Source organism: Pantoea sp. BJ2, assembly GCF_040255075.1.
Lineage (GTDB): Bacteria > Pseudomonadota > Gammaproteobacteria > Enterobacterales > Enterobacteriaceae > Pantoea > Pantoea leporis.
Map to the genome: position 1 here is coordinate 3,096,390 of NZ_CP158292.1, position 17,500 is coordinate 3,113,889.

At 57.2% G+C, this 17,500-nt stretch carries 12 protein-coding genes; all 12 read right to left on the minus strand.

What is annotated here, in order from left to right:
• Positions 1 to 58 precede the first annotated feature (58 nt).
• The 12 genes from AAF463_RS14345 to AAF463_RS14400 all read right to left on the minus strand — a co-directional run bounded on the left by AAF463_RS14345 (position 59) and on the right by AAF463_RS14400 (position 17,439).
• A complete protein-coding gene (locus tag AAF463_RS14345; protein WP_350260985.1) occupies positions 59 to 286 on the minus strand; it encodes a zinc ribbon domain-containing protein in 228 nt (75 codons plus the stop codon).
• Between the two features lie 94 nt (positions 287 to 380).
• Complete coding sequence (gene der, locus AAF463_RS14350; protein ID WP_271461299.1) at positions 381 to 1,871, minus strand: ribosome biogenesis GTPase Der; 1,491 nt, start codon at positions 1,869 to 1,871, stop codon at positions 381 to 383.
• 178 nt (positions 1,872 to 2,049) lie between these two features.
• On the minus strand, positions 2,050 to 3,231 hold the full coding sequence (gene bamB, locus AAF463_RS14355) for an outer membrane protein assembly factor BamB (protein ID WP_350260986.1): 1,182 nt from the start codon (positions 3,229 to 3,231) through the stop codon (positions 2,050 to 2,052).
• Between the two features lie 19 nt (positions 3,232 to 3,250).
• Positions 3,251 to 3,868 carry a YfgM family protein gene (locus tag AAF463_RS14360; protein WP_101763489.1) on the minus strand — a complete coding sequence of 206 codons (618 nt, stop codon included), beginning with the start codon at positions 3,866 to 3,868 and terminating at the stop codon, positions 3,251 to 3,253.
• A gap of 39 nt (positions 3,869 to 3,907) precedes the next feature.
• Entirely contained in the window at positions 3,908 to 5,182 is a 1,275-nt protein-coding gene (gene hisS, locus AAF463_RS14365; protein WP_192233011.1) for a histidine--tRNA ligase, read from the minus strand.
• Positions 5,183 to 5,287: 105 nt separating this feature from the next.
• Positions 5,288 to 6,409, minus strand: a complete 1,122-nt coding sequence (gene ispG, locus AAF463_RS14370; RefSeq protein WP_101763487.1) for a flavodoxin-dependent (E)-4-hydroxy-3-methylbut-2-enyl-diphosphate synthase — start codon at positions 6,407 to 6,409, stop codon at positions 5,288 to 5,290.
• A 38-nt stretch (positions 6,410 to 6,447) separates the two neighbouring features.
• On the minus strand, positions 6,448 to 7,464 hold the full coding sequence (gene rodZ / locus AAF463_RS14375) for a cytoskeleton protein RodZ (protein ID WP_101763486.1): 1,017 nt from the start codon (positions 7,462 to 7,464) through the stop codon (positions 6,448 to 6,450).
• Positions 7,454 to 8,188 carry a type IV pilus biogenesis/stability protein PilW gene (gene pilW, locus AAF463_RS14380; RefSeq protein WP_110866462.1) on the minus strand — a complete coding sequence of 245 codons (735 nt, stop codon included), beginning with the start codon at positions 8,186 to 8,188 and terminating at the stop codon, positions 7,454 to 7,456. Before pilW ends, rodZ begins: the two co-directional genes overlap by 11 nt.
• 75 nt (positions 8,189 to 8,263) lie before the next feature.
• Positions 8,264 to 9,433: a bifunctional tRNA (adenosine(37)-C2)-methyltransferase TrmG/ribosomal RNA large subunit methyltransferase RlmN gene (locus tag AAF463_RS14385; protein ID WP_137386285.1), complete on the minus strand. Its 1,170-nt coding sequence runs from the start codon at positions 9,431 to 9,433 to the stop codon at positions 8,264 to 8,266.
• Positions 9,434 to 9,621: 188 nt separating this feature from the next.
• The gene (gene ndk / locus AAF463_RS14390) at positions 9,622 to 10,053 is read right to left on the minus strand and encodes a nucleoside-diphosphate kinase (protein ID WP_007884899.1); all 432 of its coding nucleotides are present in this window, start codon (positions 10,051 to 10,053) and stop codon (positions 9,622 to 9,624) included.
• A 168-nt stretch (positions 10,054 to 10,221) separates the two neighbouring features.
• On the minus strand, positions 10,222 to 12,546 hold the full coding sequence (gene pbpC, locus AAF463_RS14395) for a peptidoglycan glycosyltransferase PbpC (protein ID WP_350260987.1): 2,325 nt from the start codon (positions 12,544 to 12,546) through the stop codon (positions 10,222 to 10,224).
• A gap of 6 nt (positions 12,547 to 12,552) precedes the next feature.
• Positions 12,553 to 17,439, minus strand: coding sequence for an alpha-2-macroglobulin (locus AAF463_RS14400; protein WP_350260988.1), 4,887 nt, complete (start codon positions 17,437 to 17,439; stop codon positions 12,553 to 12,555).
• Positions 17,440 to 17,500 lie beyond the last annotated feature (61 nt).

Consider the following 17,500-nt stretch of genomic DNA (forward strand, 5'->3'; position numbering starts at 1 on the left):
TTTTGCTACAAATCCAGGCGTAACTTGTTAATAACTCTAGGCGTGGAATTCGGAGCTTTTAACCTGCGATGAAGTCAGGCGTAAATTCGACGCGCTTTTTCGAGATGAGACCGTCGCCGTGCTGACAAAAGTAGTCGACAGCGCCACAGGCTTTCAGCACTTGTAACGGCTGATGGCAATCCGGGCATAAGGCGATACGATCGAAATGACGTTCACAATTGGGGCAGTCAAAACCGGTTCCACTGAGAGTGAGTGGTTGCTGACAGGTTGGGCAGGAAAAGTTCATCCATTGTCCTCTGCGCTTTGGATGGCGGTCGCCATAAATGGCGCCACCACAAGTTACAGGTGAAAAAAAAGGGCCCTGCTGGGCCCTTCTCATCTTAACGCTTGTTCTTCTTCAGATGCGACATCAGACGCTGACGTTTACGCTGCTGCGTTGGCGTCAACAGGTTGCGTTTGCCCGCGTACGGGTTATCGCCTTCTTTGAACTGAATGCGAATCGGCGTCCCCATAACGTTGAGTGAACGACGGAAGTAGTTCATCAGGTAACGCTTATAGGAATCAGCCAGATCTTTCACCTGGTTGCCGTGAATCACCACAATTGGCGGGTTATAACCACCGGCGTGCGCATACTTCAGCTTCACGCGGCGACCCCGCACCAACGGCGGTTGGTGATCGTCGGCGGCCATGGTCATAATGCGCGTCAGCATTGCGGTGCCCACACGTTTGGTAGAGCAGTCGTACGCTTCGGTCACCGATTCGAACAGGTTGCCGACGCCGCTGCCGTGCAGGGCGGAAATAAAGTGGATGCGCGCAAAATCGATAAAGCCCAGGCGGAAGTCCAACATCTCTTTGACTTCATCTCTGGCTTCCTGCGTCATGCCATCCCACTTGTTGACCACGATCACCAGTGAGCGCCCACTGTTCAGGATAAAGCCGAGCAGCGAGAGATCCTGATCGGAGATTCCGGCACGGGCATCAATCACCAGCATTACCACGTTAGCATCTTCGATCGCTTGCAACGTTTTGATAACTGAGAATTTTTCGACGGTTTCGGTGATTTTACCGCGCTTACGTACGCCAGCGGTATCAATCAGGACATACTCACGTCCGTCACGTTCCATCGGAATATAGATGCTGTCGCGCGTGGTGCCCGGCATGTCGAAGACCACGACACGGTCTTCGCCAAGAATGCGGTTAGTTAGCGTTGACTTACCCACGTTCGGGCGGCCAACGATAGCGAGTTTGATTGGCAGTGTGGTTGGGTCGAAATCTTCTTCTTCCTCTTCCTCCAGCGCCTTCTCACTCTCTTCTTCTAAATCGGCCCAATAAGCAGCGTTCTCTTCTTCTTCAGTGAGCTCGACTTCTGGAACGATTTCTTCCATCCACGGCAACAGTGCGGTTTCCAGCAGGTTGTTAACGCCGCGGCCATGCGAAGCTGCAATGGCGTGAATCTCGCCTAAGCCCAGCGCATAGAAATCGAGCACCGCCGCTTCCGGGTCGATACCGTCAGTTTTGTTGGCGACAACAAAGGTGGCTTTCTCACGGGCACGCAGATGATTAGCGATTTGCTGATCCGCCGGCATTACGCCCGCGCGCGCATCCACCATAAACAGCACCACATCGGCTTCTTCAATCGCCAGCAGCGACTGCTCCGCCATGCGGTTTTCTACGCCCTCTTCGGTGCCATCAATACCGCCGGTATCAATAACAATGAATTCGCGCCCTTCCACTTCGGCGCGACCATATTTGCGATCGCGAGTCAGTCCAGGAAAATCCGCCACCAGCGCATCACGTGTGCGTGTTAAACGGTTAAATAGCGTAGATTTTCCCACATTGGGACGCCCAACCAGCGCGACCACAGGTACCATAACACTTGCCTCAGTTTTTAAAATAATTCGCCCGAATGGCGTGATTATAACGACATTTGACGCCAGGCGTCAGGCTGAAGGCGCAAAGAATACCATGCCTGACTAAAAACGAAACGGCCCCTGACGAATCAGGAGCCGTGTAAGCGAGCGGGAAACGCGTTCCCGCAGAGCCATATCCTTAACGGGTGATGGCGTAAACTTCTCCGCCTTTCGCCTGGATCAGCAGCTTGTCACCGGCAACCACCGGTTCAGTCTGGAAGCCATCGCTGTCCAGTTTCTGCTGCGCCACGAAGCGGCCGTCAAGGGTGTTAATCCAGTGCAGATAACCTTCGCTATCACCGACAACCAGATAACCGTTGAACAGCACCGGCGAGGTCAGATTACGATGCAGCAGATCGCTTTGACGCCAGATGGCTACGCCACCATCAGCATTCAGGGCAATCACGCGGTCATCCTGATCGACCAGATAGATACGACCCGCATCCACCACCATGTCTTTCACGCCGCCAATCTCACGTTTCCACAGCACCTGACCAGAACGCAGTTCCAGCGCGGTGAGGTTACCGTTATACGCCAGCGCATAAACCACACCGTTTACCACGACTGGCGTAGTATCGACGTCGCTCAGGCGATCGATTTCCGTGGCGCCGCTTGGCTGCGAAATACGCTGCTGCCAAATAAGCTGACCTTGATTGACGATGACTGCGCTCACGCGGCCATTATCGCCACCCACAATTGCGCCACCAAAGGCCACGGTCGGGGCTGATTCACCGCGCAGTGACAGCGCAGGCATATCAAGGTTAACGGTCCATTTGATCACGCCAGTGCTCTGATCAAGGCCTTGCAACATACCGTTGCTGGTGTGAACCAGCACTAAACCGTCGCTCACCACCGGACGCGACAGCGCTTCACCGGCGACCTTGGTCTGCCAGGCAATGCCACCATCGCTGGTATTCAACGCAAATACCTGACCACGTTCACTACCGATGTAGATGCGATCGCCGCTGGCGGTGACGCCGCCAGAGAGCAGTGCCGAGATGTTTTTCGAGAAGAAGCCGGTTTTCTCAGAGAGATCGACTTTCCATTTCTCTTTACCATTGCTGGCATCAAGCGCTTTAGCCACACCAAAACGATCCGCAGCATACACGGTACCGTCCAGCCAGGCTGGATGCAGATTGGAATAGAAATCACCAACGCCGTCGCCAACCGAGGTGCTCCACGCGGTCTGCGGCGTAAACTGGTTTTCCACTTTAGGCAGCGGGGCCATTTTCACTACATCTTCTTCGCCGCTGAACAGCGAGCAACCGCTGAGCAGAGTGACTGAAATCAGCCCTGGCAGCAGGTATTTACGTAATTCCATGTGCGCTCTCTTGACTGGCTTAACTTAAGTTATTCATCTTCATCTGCAGCATTTGCTTCAGCGCAGGAGAGGCCTGCGATTCAGCACCTTTGCTCCAGGCATCACGCGCGCCCTGCTTATCGCCTTTGCTCAGCAGTGCTTCGCCACGAATGTCCGCCACAATGGCTGTCCAGCCATCACCTTTAACATTGTTAAGGGTAGAAAGTGCGGCATCGGCCTGGCTTTGCTGCAACTGAATGCGAGCCAGACGCAGGTTAATCACCGCCTGCAGGTTGGCATCTTTGGTATCTTTCAGCCCACTCTGTAACAGAGTGATAGCTTTATCGAGCTGATTGGTTTCAACATACTGCTTAGCCAGATCCAACGAAGCCAACGCACCATAGGTGTTGTTGTTTTCGCTGGCGAAAGTGGCGACCGCTTCCAGCGAATCAGGCTTGTCCGCCTGCATCGCGCTGGTCAGCTGTTGATATTCTGCTGATGCCGCTTTATCGGTGCCTTCCTGATGACTGGACCAGAAACGCCAGCCACCCAGCGCAGCGATACCGATGATTACGCCAACGGCCAGGAATTTGCCATTGTTGGCAAAGAACTGACGCAGCGCGTCAACTTGTTCGTTTTCGTTGCTGTAAACTTCCACGCGATCCCTCTCTTTAAAATGGCTGTTGCAGTGCTGCGCTTACTGCAGCAGTGTGCGCAACGTCGCAGCGGCGTCGCTCTGAGCCAGCGTCTGTTGATCGCCGGTACGCAAGTCTTTCACCACAACCTGGCCCGCTTTCACTTCATCTTCGCCCAGCACCAGCGCAATGCGTGCGCCCCACTTGTCTGCACGGGCAAACTGCTTCTTGAAGTTACCGCCACCAAAGTTGGTCATCATCTTCAGTGCCGGATCAGCATCACGCAGTTTTTCCGCCAGTTGCATCGCGGCGGACTGAACGCCCTGCCCCGAAGCGATAACATAGACATCAACAATGCGCGTCGGTTCAAATTCTGGATTAACTGCTTGCACTAGCAACACCAGACGCTCCATACCCATGGCAAAACCGACCGCTGGCGTGGCACGTCCACCCAGCTGTTCAACTAAACCATCGTAACGTCCGCCGCCGCACACGGTGCCCTGCGAACCGAGGCTGCTGGTCACCCATTCAAACACGGTACGGTTATAGTAATCGAGGCCGCGCACCAGGCGCTGGTTAATGCGATAGTTAATGCCCGCGTCGTCCAGCAAGGCGCACAGGCCGCTGAAGTGCTCGCGTGACTCCTCATCAAGGAATTCGCCTAGCGTTGGCGCATCGTTTAACAGTTTCTGGATGTCAGGATTTTTGCTGTCGAGCACGCGCAGTGGATTGGTGTACATGCGGCGTTTGCAATCTTCGTCGAGTACGTCCTGATGTTGCTCAAGGAATGCCACCAGCGCGCTGCGATAGTTGGCACGCGCGTCCAGCGAGCCGATAGAGTTCAGCTCCAGCTCAACGTGCTCGGCAATACCCAACGCTTTCCACCAGCGCGCGGTCATCATGATCAGCTCAGCATCTACGTCCGGGCCTTGCAGGCCGAAGACTTCGACACCCATCTGGTGGAACTGGCGATAACGACCTTTCTGCGGGCGCTCGTAGCGGAACATCGGGCCGGTGTACCACAGACGCTGTTCCTGATTGTACAGCAGACCGTGCTCGATACCGGCGCGCACGCAACCTGCAGTGCCTTCCGGACGCAGCGTCAAGCTTTCGCCGTTGCGGTCTTCAAAGGTGTACATCTCTTTCTCAACCACGTCGGTGACTTCACCGATCGCGCGGCTGAACAACGGGGTGTGCTCAACGATTGGCAGACGGATTTCACTGTAACCATAACTGGCCAGCACCTGCTTAAGGGTGCCTTCAATACGCTGCCAAATCGCGGTATCCGCCGGCAGGTAATCGTTCATCCCGCGAATCGCTTGAATATTCTTCGCCACGTTAGAATCTCTTAAGACAAAAAAACCTGAGCGGCATCATACCTTATGAGGATGAAACCGCACAGGTTCAATCACAAACTGGCACGCGACAGGCGCGCACCACGATTATTTTTCCAACTGCTGCACGTTGATACGGCGGCTTTCATCCAGCATGCTGGCTTTAGCGCGAATACGCGCTTCCAGCTGGTCGATCATGTCGTTGTTATCGAGACGATCGCGCTGGCGCACACCATCTTCGTAGAAGCCGCTTTTCTTGGCTCCGCCGGTCACGCCGAGGGTAGAAACTGTCGCTTCACCCGGACCGTTCACCACGCAACCGATAATGGAAATATCCATCGGTGTGATGATGTCTTCCAGCCGCTCTTCCAGCGCATTGACCGTACCGATGACATCAAACTCCTGACGCGAACAGGTCGGGCAGGCAATAAAGTTGATGCCGCGGGAGCGGATGCGCAGAGATTTGAGGATATCGTAGCCGACTTTCACTTCTTCAACCGGATCGGCCGCCAGCGAAATACGCAGCGTATCGCCGATGCCTTCGGCCAGCAGTAAACCTAAACCGATCGCCGATTTCACGGAACCCGCACGCGCGCCGCCCGCTTCGGTGATACCGAGATGCAGCGGCTGATCGATGGCTTTCGCCAGCAAACGATAGGATTCAACGGCAAGGAAGACGTCAGAGGCTTTGACGCTCACTTTGAACTGATCAAAGTTGAGGCGATCAAGGTGATCCACATGGCGCATCGCGGATTCGAGCAGCGCCTGCGGCGTTGGCTCGCCATATTTTTCCTGCAGATCTTTTTCCAGCGAACCGGCATTAACGCCGATACGGATCGGAATGTTGTAATGACGCGCACAATCCACCACCTGGCGAATACGCTCATTGTTGCCGATGTTGCCTGGATTGATACGCAGACAATCCACGCCATATTCAGCGACTTTCAGTGCGATGCGATAGTCAAAGTGAATGTCCGCGACCAGCGGCACGTTGACCTGCTGCTTAATCAGTTTGAAGGCTTCAGCCGCATCCATAGTGGGAACGGAGACGCGCACGATATCAACCCCGACGCGCTCAAGCTGGCGAATCTGGTTAACGGTGGCGTCCACGTCAGTGGTGCGGGTGTTGGTCATTGACTGAACGGCGATGGGCGCACCATCGCCAACTGGCACCTTGCCGACGTAAATCCGTGTTGATTTGCGACGGATGATGGGTGCTTCGTTATGCATATTCTCTCTCCACAATTACCCGGAAAGCGCGCTGCGCGTTATTGCGCACCCAGCGTCAGACGGGCAACCTGGTTATTACGGATAAAACGACTTAAATCAACGGGCTGATTCTGATATTGCACGTCAACCGCACCCGGTGCGCCAATTTTCAGACGATACGGAGCCGTTCCGGACAAACTCAGCTTACCGCCGCTACGTTGCAAACCGCTGAACAACTTCTTGCCGGTCGCATCGCTGACTTCCAGCCAGCAGTCGGCTTTGAAGTTCATTACGATGGCATTCGGATCGCCTGCCGGTTGGCTGACTGCCGCATTCGCGGTAGGCATTTGACCAGCAGGAACACTGTTTGCTGGCGCCGGAGAGGTCGCCGCTGGCGGCGTTGTATCAATCGGAGCCTGGCTTGGCGAAACCACGGCGTTGTCGCTGCCGGTGGTTTGCGCATTGTTGCTCATGCTCGACGCAGGTGCGCCGGCGTTGCTTTCAGGCGTGGCCGCTGCGCCAGCACCGTTATCGACTGGCGTACCGGCAGCGTTAGTGTCCGCATCGGTATTGCTGTCGGTGCTGTTGTCGCCCAATGGAATGGACTGGCTATTGTCGCCGCTGCCGTTTTGATCGGCCATCGACACCAAATCAGCCTGTGATGCTTTATGGTTCTGCCACCACCACGCACCGGTCAAACCGACTACGACGAAAACCACCAACCAGGTGAAGATCATCAGCCAGCCATCGCGCTTTTTACGACGCTTACCCAATGAGAAGCTCTGCATCGGCTCGATCCTGGCAGCGCGCACCGGAGCCTGTTTTGCCATCATCGGCAGCAGGTCATCTTCCGGCACATGCACCAGACGGGCATAGGAGCGAATGTAACCGCGCAGGAATGTCGAAGCCAAATCAGCAGGTGACTTATCCTCTTCAATATCACGCACGGTAGTAAGTTTCAGGCACAGGCGTTCAGCGACGTTTTGCTGGGTCAGCCCCATCTGCTCACGGGCCAGACGCAGGCGTTCACCTGTGGAATGTACTGCAGAATTCTCTTGAGTGGCTTCAGTATTCATTAGCTAAATAACGCTGGTACTGTATCGATTGTGGAAAACTTCGCGCCAACCGGTCGCCATAACGTGTAACGTCAGCAGCGTTTCCCTGTTGCGCGGCGAAACGTATCTGTAACCACAGGCTCTCTGCCGTTGCGGGCAAACGCTGGTGGTACACTTCTAAAAGCAGCGGAACCGACTGCTGTTCCTGCTGTTCAAGCCGCCTTTCCACTTCCCTCAGCAGTTGACTGCCCTGCTCCGGTGCGGCATCCAGCGCGTAACCTAACTGCTCGCGCGCTGCGGCACTCTCATCAGCCTGCAGGTAACAATAGCCAGAAAACAGGAATGCATCCTGACGAGCATCGATTTCCTGCGCCTCAATTGCCAGCTTAAACTGTTGATGCGCTTCGTCATACTGCCTTAAACCGCAGAGAAACGCACCGTAATTGTTAGCCACATAACCATTCAGTGGCGCTAACTGCTGCGCCCGCTGATAGTGCCAGCGGGTTTGTGCGCTGTTCTGCTGCGCCTGCGCCACACGGGCCAGGGCCAACGGCACGCGATAATCTTTCGGCGCTGCCTGCTGAGCACGCAATAAATTGCGCTGTGCAGCGGCATAATCCTTCACCGCCAGATAATGCAATCCGAGCTGCAGACGGATATCCGCTGCACTCTGCTTTGCAGGATGATTGACACAACCGGTTACAACAAAGCCAGCCAGAATCGCGGCGGGTAATCCTTTACGCATTTCAGTCTCTCCATGAAAAATATGCGGAGAGACTGACATGAGTTACGCCCGCTGAATATCAGCAGGCGCTGGCTTTCAGAGCGCCTTCACAGAGATGGCTTCGCCTGCCATTTTCTTACGCAGCGTACGCTTGGTACGGTCAATCACATCGCCCGCCAGCTGACCACAAGCGGCGTCGATATCATCACCACGGGTCTTACGCACGATGGTGGTGAAACCGTAATCCATCAGCACTTTGGAGAAGCGGTCAATACGGCTATTGGAGCTACGACCATACGGCGCGCCCGGGAAGGGGTTCCACGGAATCAGGTTGATTTTGCACGGCGTATCTTTCAGCAGTGCCGCCAGTTCATGCGCGTTGTCGGTGCTGTCATTGACGTGATCCAACATCACATACTCAATGGTCACACGGCCCTGATTGGCGTTGGACTTGCCGATGTAGCGTTTGACCGCCGCAAGGAAAGTCTCGATGTTGTACTTTTTGTTGATCGGCACGATCTCATCACGAATCGCATCGTTCGGCGCGTGCAGTGAAATCGCCAGCGCTACGTCGATCATGTCGCCCAGCTTATCCAGCGCCGGCACCACGCCTGAGGTTGACAGCGTAACGCGACGTTTTGACAGGCCGAAACCGAAGTCGTCCAGCATGATATCCATCGCCGGCACCACGTTGTTCAGATTCAGCAGCGGTTCGCCCATGCCCATCATCACCACGTTGGTGATCGGGCGCTGACCGGTAATTTTCGCGGCACCGATGATTTTCGCGGCGCGCCATACCTGGCCGATAATTTCTGATACGCGCAGGTTGCGGTTAAAGCCCTGCTGCGCCGTCGAACAGAATTTGCACTCCAGCGCACAGCCTACCTGCGAGGAGACGCACAAGGTTGCGCGATCCGCTTCCGGGATGTAGACGGTTTCAACCAGCTGGTCGCCCACGCGAATCGCCCATTTAATGGTGCCATCGGTGGAACGCATCTCTTCCGCCACTTCCGGCGCACGGATTTCAGCGCGCTGCATCAGCTTACCGCGCAGCACTTTGTTGATGTCGGTCATCTGCTCGAAATCATCGCAGCAGTAGTGGTACATCCACTTCATGACCTGATCGGCACGGAACGGCTTTTCGCCCATCTCAAGAAAGAATTCGCGCATCTGCTGACGGTTAAGATCCAGCAGGTTAATTTTTTCGTTTTTTGGGGAAACAACCACGGGGGAAGCGGACGACGGCGTCACAATCTGTTCGGACATAATGTTCTCTGGCCTCGTTGTTACACGTTACGGCTCTGGTTAATAGTAGGAAAAAAACAGCGCCCTCGCTGAGGCTGGCTCAACAAGGGCGCATAATTGTACTACATCTGCTGCATGATGCCAGGGGAACCGTTTCACAGAGGTTGAACAGCTGTAAAGACGGGTGTCCGCTCAGGCCATCAACGCACTTAGCGAGTGCGTGGGCAGACTTCGTTTTCTGCGAAGAAGTACGCGATTTCGCGTGCTGCAGATTCAGCAGAGTCAGAACCGTGGGTCGCGTTCTCGGTGAAGCTGTCCGCGTAATCCGCACGCAGGGTCCCTGCCAGCGCGTTGTCTGGGTTAGTTGCACCCATCAGATCGCGGTGACGCTGAACGGCGTTTTCGCCTTCCAGTACAGAAACCACAACCGGACCAGAAGTCATGAATTCAACCAGACCATCAAAGAATGGACGGCCTTTGTGCTCAGCGTAGAAGCCTTCAGCCTGCTCTTTGGTCAGGTGCAGCATTTTTGCGCCAACGATTTTGAAGCCCGCGCTTTCAAAACGGTTATAAATTGCACCAATCACGTTCTTAGCGACGGCGTTTGGTTTCACGATTGAGAAAGTACGTTCGATTGCCATGTTGACCTCTAGTTAGCATCCTGAAGAATCCGGGAGCTCCTCCCGGTAAGAAAACGCGCCGATTATAGGGATATCGCAGCGCGTTGCCTATTAGCGATTGGCGGAATTATTGAAAATAATTGATTTTTGTCGGGGCGCGCAGGCAAAAAGTATGCCATATCCATGCACTTAACCGCGCGTAAAGGCCACCGATGAGAGTTGCCCCGCTTCATCCATCACCACCAATTGATAACTGCCCGGCTCATCCAGCACCAGCGCCGCACTCTTATCATTCGCGTCCCGCTCCAGCGGCTGTCCGTTTAAGAACCACCAGCGCTGCTCACCTTGCCCGCCCTGCACCGCAACCGGCATCACCAGCACCACTTTACCCGGCAGCGGCTGTACGCGCTGGCCGTTGATCACACCAGTAATCACCATCGGCGGCGCATTGCCCTGATTGCGCGGCGGACAAGCGGGATCGATCGGCGGCAAGCGCTGCGCACGGCGTTCAGCAACCGGCAGCCAGGGTTCAAGCGGCAGCGGCCACATCAGGCGCTCCCGACTTTGTGCATCCGGGCAATCTGCCGCCACACGCCATCCCCGGCTGTTCTGCCAGTAGCGCTGACGCAAGCCATTGACGCCTTCCTGCCCCGGCGCCAGCAGCGTCGGTGGCACAGTTTGATTCAACACCCAACTCTGACGACGCTGGCGACAGTTTTCGTCGCCGGGAGGCAACGGCTGACCGCCAGGCCAGCAAATGCTCATGGCGCTGACCGCAAGCGGACGCGGATCGCGCGGCGCACCGCTCACCGGCATATGTCCCGCCAGCACATTATTGACCTGATTCATCACCGGCACCGCCGAGGCAAAACCAAATTGCCCGGCGACCGGCGTGGCATCCGGCCGCCCAACCCACACGCCAATCAGATAGCGCGGCGTGATGCCAATCGTCCATGCATCACGGTAGCCGTAACTGGTACCGGTTTTCCACGCCAAAGGCGCAATCTCCGCCACCGCGCCGCTGGCCGGAGGTTGCGCCGCGCCAGCCAGAATGCGCCGCACAATCCATGCCGCGCCCGGCGACAACAGCGGCCTTTCCTGCAGCGGCTGTGTCGTCAGCCAGCGCAACTGCGCCGCATTGCCGTGACGGGCAAAGGCGCTGTAGGCCGCCACAATCTCATCCATGCGCGCGCCGGTGCCGCCCAGCACTAGCGACAGATTGGGCTCTGCGCCAGCGGGAAAGCGCAGATTCAATCCCACGTTACGCAAGCGCGCGGCGACGCTTTTTGGCCCCAGCGCATCCAGTAACTGCACCGCCGGGAGATTGAGCGACCGCTCCAGCGCAGCGCTGGCGCTCACCGGCCCGTGAAAGCCCGAGTCAAAGTTGCCGGGACGATAGTCGCCGAAGCGGCGCGGCACATCCTGCAGCAGTGATTCGCCATGAATCAGCCCATCATCCAGCGCCATGCCATAGACAAAAGGCTTCAGCACCGATCCTGGCGATCGCACGCTCGAGATCATATCGACATGACCAAAACGGCTGTCGTCATTGAAATCCACCGATCCGACATAGCCGCGCACTTTCATGTTTTGGTGATCCACCACCAGCAGCGCCAGCGAGGTGCGCGGCGGCAAGTTGCTTTTCAGCGACGTCGCCAGATTCTCCAGTTCGCGCTGCAGCGACACATCAATGGTTGAGGTGATTTTGTTGTCGGGTGACAGCGACAATAGGCGGCGGGCCAGCAGCGGCGCACGTTGCGGCATCTGGCGCGGCGGCAGCCACACTGCTTCTTGTTTGATATCGGCGACATCCTGCGCTGACCAGACGTGATATTCCGCGAGGCGATCCAGCACTTTATTGCGTGCTGCTTCGGCGCGCTGTGGCCAGCGGTCCGGACGCAGGCGGCTCGGCGCTTGTGGCAGCACCGCCAGCAGCGCCGCTTCACCTTGGGTGAGCTGGGACGGCGGTTTCCCCAGCCACATCCAGCTCGCCGCGCCAACGCCCTCCACCGTGCCGCCAAAAGGGGCGCGATTGAGATAGAGCGTTAGGATGTCTCGTTTAGAGAGATGATATTCAAGCTGCAGCGCGCGCCACGCCTGCACCACTTTGCCGCGCAGAGTGCGCGGTTGCGGATCGATAAGTCGCGCCACCTGCATGGTGAGCGTGCTACCGCCGGAGACCACGCCGTGATGCAGCACGTTCTGCCCGACTGCACGCAAAATCGCCATCGGATTGATGCCGGGATGATGCCAGAACCAGCGATCTTCATAGGTCAGCAGCGCCTCGATATAAGCAGGCGAGACATCCTCCAGCGTCACCGGATAGCGCCAAATGCCTTGCGGGTCAGCAAAGCGCCAAAGCGGCGTACCGTCTTCGGCCACCACCACGCGCGCCGGCTGCAACTCACGCAGCGGCAGCGGTGTCAGTCGATCCAGCAGCCACAGCGCGGCCAGCAGCAGCAGTAAAAAAAGCGGCAGCCAGCGCCACCGCTTTAGTCGCTTACTTCCAGACATTAATGGTTAACGCACATTGAGTTTTTCCGGCGTGCTGCCAATCGCGCGCCATTCCGGCACATACATCGATTCCACCTGCGGCGGCGGCAGGCGATAGCTGCCCGGCGTCACCGTACGCGCCAGATACAGCAGCGTGCCCGGCGTGTAGCCATCGAGCGCCAGCGCGGCGACGAAGCGGTCGTCACGGAATTCGATGTGCTTGATGTTGGCTTGTTGCATATCCATCATGCTCTCTTTCAGCGCATCGGCACTGTCGCCTAAACTGGCGCTGCTGTCGCTCAGGTTCTGATTTTCCAGCTCCAGTCCGGCAGGCAGCAGATCCACCACCAGCGCATCACTGACGCGCTCGCTGGCCGTGACTTTGAGCCGCACCACCAGCAGTTCGCCACTTTTCAGGTTGGTTAGATCCGCCGGCTTACCCTCCAGCGTGAAGTACTCACGACTGATCTGCAGCACGTTGCTCATCGGCGACGGTGCGGTGCGCGGATAACCCACCACATTCAGCGTGCCGTAAAGCGGCGACGCGTTGTCGCTTTTCACCGACACACCCTGACGCAGCTGATCTTCCGTCATGCCAATATTCAGCGGCTGATTACTGCTGAGCGGTTTTGCTTTGCCCTGCAGTGTCGCCTGCCAGCTTTCGCCTTTATGCTGCTGCAAGGTGCGGGCGGCGAGGAACAAGGCGTTGTTTTCCTGGGTCGAGAACCAGCGCTGTCCGTGCACGGCTTTTGCCAGCTCGATCAACAACGGACCTTGCATCTCCGGCAGCAGCTGGTTTTCTGTCAGCAGCGACAGAATCAGCGCGCGATCGCGCACCGGGCTGCCGTAATCGCCGAGCCAGCTGTTGGGTTTACGTTCCAGGCCAATGCCCTGCGCCAGCGCCAGTTGCGCGCGCTGTTGATCGCCCATCAGCTTCAACGCCACGCCAAGTTGCACCATCGCCAAGCCCGATTTAGCCCGATCGCGCTTTTCATACAGCGCACGCAACGCACCGAGCGGCGCCTGCTGCTGACGCGCCAGCACCAATCCGGCATAAGCCTGCACGCTGAAACGCAAGCCATCGGCATCGCTGCTCCAGCTGGTTTCGATCTGCGCGGGATCCTGCAGATAGCGCAGCAGACGTTCGTCGGCGCGGGTAATCACGCCATCCGGTACGCCGTAACCGGCTTCGCTGGCGCGCAGCAGGAAATCGGTGACGTAAGCCGTCAGCCAGAACTCTTCCTGACTCTCTTTGCTCCACAAACCAAAGCTGCCGTTGCCGCGCTGCATGCCGGCAAGACGCGCGATGCCGGTATCAATTGAGGCGCGACGCGCTTCATCGTTGCTGGTTTTGATGCCCATCGCCGTTAGCTGCGCATAGTTGGTGAACACCGACGGCCAAATGCCGCTGGCGGTCTGTTCAAGGCAGCCATAAGGATAGGCGTACAGCGAACTGATATAGCTGGCGATATTCAGCGGCGGACGGTTACTGAGCGACAGCTGTCCGCTCAAGGTATCCTGCTGCAAGCCATTGAAGGCGCTGGCCATCACCTGCCAGTTCTGACCGGTTTGCATCACGTTATCGAAACTCAGCGTTTGTGCCGGATAGGCCGGACGCACGCCAATTTTCCATTTACGCTCGCTCGCTGCCAGCGTTTCGCCCGGCAAACTCATGCCGGAAACCTTGACCTGCACATCGCCTGCACCAAAGCCGCCCTGCGCTTTGACCGGAATTTTCAAGGTGGTGCGCGCGCCTTGCGCCAGCTGCACGCTGGTGGGGATTTGGCCGTTCAGGGCGATCTGGCCGCTGGCGCTGATGTTGATTTTCAGCGTTTGCGGTTGATCGGTGAGGTTAGTGAGATCCAGCGCCAGCGTAGATTGATCGCCGCTGGCCAGGAAGCGCGGCGTCGCCAGTTCACTGATCAATGGCGCGGCAACCACCAGCTTACGATCGGCCGACCCGAAGCTGTCGTCACTCCACACCTGCGCCATCAAACGCAATTCGCCATTAAACGCCGGAATCGGCAGTTCCAGCATGCCTTCGCCATTGGCATCCAGCGTTACGGGCTGCAACTGCTGCGCCACAATATGCACGTCGGTGACCGGTTTTTTGCCGCCGCGCGACAGCGCATCCGCATCGTCGCCGTCACCACCAAAGCGCAGCGCGGCCAGTTTGCCACCGCCTTCAATCAGTTGACCAAACACATCGTATTGATCGGCGTTATAGCGCTTGCGGCCAAAGAACGCTTCCCACGGATTCGGGGTTTTGTAGTCAGTGATGTTAAGCACGCCGCTGTCCACCGCCGAGAGCAATACCTGAACCTGTTTTGGTAATGCGCCACCTTCACGGCTGGCTTTGACCTGCACTTTTAGCGTCTGCTCAGGACGGATTTTATCCGGCGCGTCGAGCGCTAAGCTGAGGCGGCGCGCTTCGGTCGCCATCGGCAGATGCAGTAACCCCACCGCGCGTTTCGGCGTGACGCCGCTGGCCTTGTCGCCGTCGCGCACCACGATGGCACTGAGATAAAGATCGTGTCGCTTCCAGCTGTCGCTAATCGGTACATCAATGGTTGCGCCGCCCGCCGGAACCTCCAGCGGTTGCCACCACAGCGTGCCGCTGCTGGATTCCACCATCAGATAGCCTTTGCCGGCAGCAGGCGATTCCACCTGCACATGCGCGGTGTCGCCCGCCTGATAGGCGGTTTTATCAATTTTCAGTTTGACCTGATCCGGACGCAGCGCGCCGGTGCCGTTGGTGTTGTCCTGCCACCCATATCCGGCCTGGAAGCGTACGCTGCTCATGATATTGTCGCCGGCATGCACTTCCAGGCGATAGGTGCCCCACTCCACCGGGAAACTCACTTTTTGGTTGCCGCCCGCCGCAATAGAGATGCGCTGCTGATCCTCCTGCAGATCCTTTTGATCGAAGCGCGATTGCCAGCCTTCGCTATCAGAGAAGCTCCAGTAATAGTCGCGGCGTTCGTGGATCAGGCGCACATCAAGATCTGACGCCGCCAGTTTTTCGCCCTGCGGATTGGCGTAGACCACGTCGAATTCCGCGAGGCTGTTTTCTGCCACGGTCGGCTCATCGTGATAACGATCGCTGCGATAGTCATATACCGATTCACTGCTAAACAGCGGACGGATGCCGGGCAGCGCCGCTGCCGGCCAAATCGCCTGAGTCGCGCGGCGCGTCACCGGACGGCCGCCGGTTTCCAGCAGGCTGGCTTGCAGAATCAGATTGAGCGGCGAATGGCTCTCTTTCCAGCTGCTCTCAACGTTAAGCTGCAGCTTGGCGCTCTCATCCAGCTTCTCATCCACATCATCGAGCGAACGTTTCAGCTCTTCAGTGATGTCGCCAAATTGATAGCCGGGCAGCGCGGCCACCGCTTCACGCGCAGGACGCAGCAGCAGCTGCCCTTGCAGCTCGTTACCCGCAGCCGGCGCGCCGTACAGATAGCGGCCTTCAACAGCAAAGGTGACGTCGTCATCCGGCGCCAACGGCTGCGCGCTGTTGGTCAAATCCAGCGCCATGCGCTCCGGCAGGAAGTCTTCGACGTGGAACGGCCAGCTGCGCGGCTGGTTGTCGCCACTGTTGATACGCAGCGTCCATTCGCCGGTCATCGCCGCAGCCGGTATCGCGAAGCGATGTTGATAGACGCCGTTCTCCGGCTGCCAGACAAAGGTCTGCGACACTTCGCCATTCGGCTGCACCACGTCGGCTTTCACCGGCTGCGGCGGCAACGGTTTGCCATCTGCATCACGCAGCAGCGCGTTGACGATCACCGTTTCACCCGGACGATAGAGATCGCGCGGACCAAATACGAACAACTGTTTGTCGTAGCCTTGCGGTCCATCAATCGGGAACTCCGCCAGATCCAGCGCCGGACGATTAAGATCGATCAGCGAGGTTTGGTCCTTTTGTGTCGCCAGCAGCAGCTTGCCTTTAGCATTCGCCGGTAAGCGCAAATGACCGTTGCTGTCGCTGGTGCCACTGGCGAGTTGTTTGCCTTTTTCATCCAGCAGCTGCACGCTAACGTCACCAAGCGGCGCGCCATTGGTCAGGCTTTGGGCAAACAGTTCCAGCTGTTCAGGGAATTGGTGCAGCGACAAACCGATGTCGCTCAACGTAAACAGTGTCGCCGGTTGCGTGTAGTTGTAGGTTCCGGCCTGTTTCATCACCGCCAGATAAACGCCCGGCTGCTTCAGCGCATCGACATCGCCCAGCGGCAGCTGCATTTTCTCGCGCGTGTTGCGTGCCGGATTAAGATCGAAGCGGGCGCCGTAAACCAGATCGGCATTTTTCAGCAGCTCGCGTGATTCCCAGTACGAAATATTGTTGCCGTAATTCCACTGCGCCAGAAAATCGGCCAGCGAGGCGTTTTTCACGCGGAAGAAATCGACGTCGACGTTATTCACATTCAGCGCCAGCACCGGCAATCCCTGCGTCAGACGCAGCGGCAGCAGCGATCCGCGACTGGCAAAACCCACCATCGGCTGGATATCGCGCGTGGTGAGCGATTGGCTAAACGATTTCGATAAGGTGCTGCCATCGGCCGCTTTGAGAGCGGCATCGACGTTAACCGTCAACTTGCGCGACGGTTCAGGATGACGAAAACGCAACGCTTTACCGTTTAGCGCCAGCTCCCAGCCGCCATCAACCTTGCCGCTTTTCTCATCGATAATCTGCACGCGCGCAGCGAAATCCTGCTTCGCTTCAAGCGGCGTGTTGAAGGTCAACACCAGCGCGGCGGCGCCGTCGAGTTGCAGCTCGGAGAGATCGATAACTGACAGCGATTTCTGCGTTGCTGTTGCGGTTGCCGCTTCCTCCGCGTGTATCGTCAAGGTCCCGCCGCCCAGTAATCCAGCACCGAACAGCGCGCTGAGCAGCAGCCGGTTAAAACGTTTTGCCATGGTAATTCCCTCACCAGTCCCAGAAGTTAAGAAAACGTCATTCCGCGCAATTTCACATCAA

Bases quoted from the DNA above. Each gene is read 5' to 3' on its own strand.
- rodZ (WP_101763486.1), bottom strand. From the start codon at position 7,464: ATGAATACTGAAGCCACTCAAGAGAATTCTGCAGTACATTCCACAGGT.
- AAF463_RS14400 (WP_350260988.1), bottom strand. From the start codon at position 17,439: ATGGCAAAACGTTTTAACCGGCTGCTGCTCAGCGCGCTGTTCGGTGCT.
- ispG (WP_101763487.1), bottom strand. From the start codon at position 6,409: ATGCATAACGAAGCACCCATCATCCGTCGCAAATCAACACGGATTTAC.
- der (WP_271461299.1), bottom strand. From the start codon at position 1,871: ATGGTACCTGTGGTCGCGCTGGTTGGGCGTCCCAATGTGGGAAAATCT.
- pilW (WP_110866462.1), bottom strand. From the start codon at position 8,188: ATGCGTAAAGGATTACCCGCCGCGATTCTGGCTGGCTTTGTTGTAACC.
- bamB (WP_350260986.1), bottom strand. From the start codon at position 3,231: ATGGAATTACGTAAATACCTGCTGCCAGGGCTGATTTCAGTCACTCTG.
- AAF463_RS14345 (WP_350260985.1), bottom strand. From the start codon at position 286: ATGAACTTTTCCTGCCCAACCTGTCAGCAACCACTCACTCTCAGTGGA.
- ndk (WP_007884899.1), bottom strand. From the start codon at position 10,053: ATGGCAATCGAACGTACTTTCTCAATCGTGAAACCAAACGCCGTCGCT.
- pbpC (WP_350260987.1), bottom strand. From the start codon at position 12,546: ATGTCTGGAAGTAAGCGACTAAAGCGGTGGCGCTGGCTGCCGCTTTTT.
- AAF463_RS14385 (WP_137386285.1), bottom strand. From the start codon at position 9,433: ATGTCCGAACAGATTGTGACGCCGTCGTCCGCTTCCCCCGTGGTTGTT.